Annotated in this window: 4 protein-coding genes and 1 pseudogene; 4 read left to right on the top strand and 1 reads right to left on the bottom strand. The window is 54.5% G+C overall.

Going from position 1 to position 3,679, the window contains the following annotated elements; genetic code table 11:
- The 4 genes and pseudogenes from ACOTYB_RS24655 to ACOTYB_RS24640 all read left to right on the top strand — a co-directional run.
- A partial coding sequence (locus ACOTYB_RS24655; protein WP_421765773.1) for an IS1 family transposase occupies positions 1–67 on the top strand: 67 nt, incomplete at its 5' end.
- 52 nt (positions 68–119) lie between these two features.
- On the top strand, positions 120–599 hold the full coding sequence (locus tag ACOTYB_RS24650) for a fimbrial protein (protein ID WP_409249100.1): 480 nt from the start codon (positions 120–122) through the stop codon (positions 597–599).
- 61 nt (positions 600–660) lie between these two features.
- Positions 661–1,338, top strand: coding sequence for a fimbrial biogenesis chaperone (locus ACOTYB_RS24645; protein WP_045343715.1), 678 nt, complete (start codon positions 661–663; stop codon positions 1,336–1,338).
- Positions 1,339–1,389: 51 nt separating this feature from the next.
- Positions 1,390–3,603 (top strand): annotated as a pseudogene (locus ACOTYB_RS24640) (fimbria/pilus outer membrane usher protein); the annotation flags it as partial.
- Positions 3,604–3,612: 9 nt separating this feature from the next.
- Here ACOTYB_RS24640 and ACOTYB_RS24635 read toward each other — a convergent pair.
- On the bottom strand, positions 3,613–3,679 hold a 67-nt coding region (locus ACOTYB_RS24635), incomplete at its 5' end, for an IS1 family transposase (protein ID WP_421765773.1).

The raw sequence follows: 3,679 nt of genomic DNA, 5'->3' as shown, positions 1-3,679 counted from the left end.
CTCAAAATCGCTGGAGCTGCATGACAAGGTCATCGGGCATTATCTGAACATAAAACACTATCAGTAAGTTGGAGTCATTACCTATCGCTGCTGCTATCGTTGCTACCGCTGCACTGTCTATGTCTAACGTATTCGCTGCTGCTGGCACCGTAAACTTCAACGGTGAAATTCTGGACGCAGCGTGCACCGTTGACGTTGGTTCCCAGAACCAGACCGTTGAACTGGGCAGATACAACAAGTCTGAATTCACTAATGCCGGTGACAAGACTGCTGCAACTAAATTCAGCATTGTGCTGAAAGACTGCCCGGCAACCGTAACGTCAGCTGCCGTGCGTTTCGACGGTACACCTGATGCGGCTGATTCTACTCTGCTGGCTATCGATAGCTCTGTGGCTGGCGCTGCGACCGGTGTTGCTATCAACCTGATGACCGCTGACAAGGCTGACTTGCCTCTGCACGGAACTAACGGTTATAGCTACACCCTGACCGACGCTGCTGACAATACCCTGGATTTCTACGCTCAGTACGAATCTACCGTTGCTTCAGTCACTGCGGGTCCAGCTAACTCCGTAGCCAACTTCTCTGTGGTTTACAACTAATTTCCTTTGCCGGAAAACAACAGGGGCCGGCTTTTAGGCCACTTTTTTATCGAGGTATAAAATGCACTTTCTGAGTAAATCTTTAATTGCCTGTGCGCTGCTTTCTGCTGGCGTTTCAGCGGCCAATGCCGGAGTGGTAATTGGTGGGACGCGTGTCATTTATGACGGCAATAAAAAGGAATCCTCTATTAGCGTCAATAACCCCGACACGACGCCCTATTTGATTCAGTCGTGGGTTGAAACGTTAAATGGGGGTGCTGAGAAAGCACCTTTTATTATTACCCCGCCGCTGTATCGACTGGATAAAGATCAGCAGAACGTCGAGCGTATCGTATTAGCCGGTGCGCTGCCGCAGGATAAAGAATCGCTCTACTGGCTGAATATTAAAGCCATTCCCGCCGCGCCACGTAAAGATAATACTCTGCAAATTGCGGTAAAAACCCGCATTAAGCTCATCTATCGTCCGGCAGCGTTAAAAGGCGTTATTCCGGAAGAACTGGCGGATAAATTAACCTGGCAGCGCAGCGGTAACCAGATTCAGGTCACCAACCCCACCAATGTGGTGATGAATTTCAATGAAATAAACGTTAACGGTAAAAAGCTGGAAGACGTTTCGTACGTTCTGCCGGGCGCAACCGCGCGCTTCGATCTGCCTAAAGGGGTCAGCGGCGGGGCAGTGACCTTCAAAATTATCAATGATTACGGCGGCACCGGAAACATACATAACGCCACGATGTAATTCGCGCTGGGGTAAAGGACACCTGTTTCGTACCGATGGAGTAAATAACCGATGAGTAGCAATAAGCAGGAAATATTATTCAAACCTGCACGTCTCGCGTTTTTAATCGCTTTTGCCCTGGGGGCGGTCTCAATGACTGCTCATGCTCGCGATTATTTTAACCCTGAACTGATTGAGCTGGATAACCCGGGCATGAAAGGGGCGGATCTATCAGCGTTTGAGTCCGGTTCTCAGTTACCCGGTACCTATCGCGTCGATATCGTTCTTGGCGAACAGGTTGTCGATACCCGAGATATTAAATTTGACGCGGTGACGGGTGCCGATGGCGAGGCATCACTGCAACCCTGTCTGAGCGTCGCCCAGCTGAAAAGCTGGGGCGTGAAGACCGAACTGTTCACGGAACTGGCCTCCGGCGGCGAGTGCGCGAAGTTAAGCGCGATCCCGCAGGCCTCTGCGGAGTTCCTTTTCAGCGCCCAGCGTCTGGTGATCAGCATTCCGCAGGCGGCACTCTCCCCGCAGGCGCGCGGCTACGTACCGCCCGAGATGTGGGACGAAGGGATCACCGCCGCGATACTGAACTACAGCCTCAGTGGATCTAACAACCGGGCACGTAACGGCAACGGCAGCGATAGCAACAGCCAGTACGCCAACCTGCGCCCGGGCATTAATATCGGCCCCTGGCGGCTGCGTAACTACACCACCTGGAGCCGCGACAGCAAGGGCAACGACAAGTGGGATACGGTTTATACCTACGGCCAGCGGGCAATTATTCCTCTGAAGGCGCAACTCACCACCGGTGACAGCTTCTCCCCGGCGGACGTGTTCGACAGTATCCCGTTCCGCGGGGCGCAGCTAGCCTCCGATGACGACATGATGCCGGATTCGCTGAAAGGCTATGCGCCTGTAGTGCGCGGTATTGCGCGCACCAACGCGCAGGTGGTTATTCGTCAGAACGGTTATCAGATTTACCAGAGCTATGTGGCGCCGGGTGCGTTTGAAATTACCGATATGTACCCGACCGGCGGCGCAGGGGATCTTGACGTCACCGTGAAAGAGAGCGACGGCAGCGAGCAGCACTTCACCGTGGCTTTTGCGTCACTGCCGGTGTTGCAGCGTGAAGGGCGCTTTAAATATGCGGTGACAGGCGGCCAGTATCGCTCGTACAACAGCGACGTGGAGAAAACCCCGTTTGCTCAGCTCACCGGCATTTATGGCCTGCCGTATGGTCTGACGCTGTACGGCGGCGTGCAGGAATCGAGTAAGTATCAGTCCCTGGCGGCGGGTATTGGTAAAAACATGGGTGACTTCGGCGCGTTCTCCACCGACGTGACGCAGTCGTGGGGCACCCCTGAAGGCATGCCGAAGAGCAGCGGCCAGTCCTGGCGGATCCGCTACAGCAAAAACTTTGTTGAGACGGGCACTAACTTTGCCATCGCCGGTTATCGTTACTCCACCAGCGGCTATTACGGCATGCAGGAAGTGATGGACTCCTACGGTGACAACAGCGCATTGCAGGACCGCCGTCGCAACCGCGCCGAGCTGACCATGAGCCAGAACATCGGCCAGAACCTCGGATCGCTGATGCTGAGCGCCGTGCGTGAGGATTACTGGAATTCCGGAAAGACCATGGAGTCCTACAGCGCCGGGTATAACAACGCCTGGAACAGCGTGACCTACGGGATCACCTATACATACAGCAAAAACGGCAGTACCGATAGCTACGGCCATACGACCAGCTATGACAAGGATCAGCAAATAGCGCTGAACGTCAGCGTGCCGCTGGAGAAATTCCTGCCGCGCACCTGGGCCAACTACAGCATGAACCACAGCAAGAACAACGGTACTACGCACAACGTGGGCCTGAACGGTTCGGCACTGGAGAACAATGCCCTTAACTGGAACGTGCAGCAGGGTTACGGCACCGACGGCGTGGGGTATACCGGCAATGCTAACGCGGATTACAAAGGCACCTACGGTGAAGTAACGGCGGGCTACGGCTACGACAAAGACAGCGATCGTCTGAACTACGGTCTGCAGGGCGGGATCATTGCTCATGCCGATGGCGTGACCTTCTCACAGCCGCTGGGGGAAACCAACGTGCTGGTGAAAGCGCCAGGGGCGAAAGGGGTGGGAATCCAGAACCAGAGCGGGGCGAAAACCGACTGGCGTGGCTACACCGCTGTCAGCAATCTGATGCCGTACCGCAAAAACGACGTGGCGCTGATGACCGATACGCTGCCTGATGATGTCGAGCTTGAAGGTAATGACTCCAACTTACTGATAGTGTTTTATGTTCAGATAATGCCCGATGACCTTGTCATGCAGCTCCAGCGATTTTGAG

This window comes from Enterobacter cloacae complex sp. IR5450 (assembly GCF_049238665.1).
GTDB lineage: Bacteria > Pseudomonadota > Gammaproteobacteria > Enterobacterales > Enterobacteriaceae > Enterobacter > Enterobacter hormaechei_C.
Note: the sequence above shows the minus strand (reverse complement) of the source record. Positions and strands in the feature narration are given on the sequence as shown.